The 261-nt window shown below is 41.0% G+C and carries 1 protein-coding gene; it reads left to right on the top strand.

The genetic code is table 11. The features are described 5' to 3' along the window. Positions 1–96: 96 nt before the first annotated feature. Positions 97–261 (top strand): HIT family protein (locus tag RYX56_RS23310; protein WP_317124252.1); only part of this gene is annotated, 165 nt, incomplete at its 3' end.

Raw genomic sequence — 261 nt, 5'->3', positions numbered from 1 at the left:
GATCATATCCCGGCGTCACGTTACGGCAATACTATCGGACAACTGTGTGCGGATAAGGTGCGAAACCAGTTAAGCGCGGTGCGGTATACTTAGAATATGGAAGATTCTATTTTTACAAAAATTATCAACGGCGAAATTCCTTCGCATAAAATCTACGAAGATGAACTTGTCATTGCATTTTTAGACATTCATCCGATCAATACCGGACATACCTTGGTTGTTCCTAAGTCACAAGTTGAATTTATGTGGGATCTAGACGAC

Origin of the sequence: Alkalihalophilus lindianensis, assembly GCF_032843265.1 — a bacterium.
GTDB lineage: Bacteria > Bacillota > Bacilli > Bacillales > Bacillaceae_D > Alkalihalophilus > Alkalihalophilus lindianensis.
Note: the sequence above shows the minus strand (reverse complement) of the source record. Positions and strands in the feature narration are given on the sequence as shown.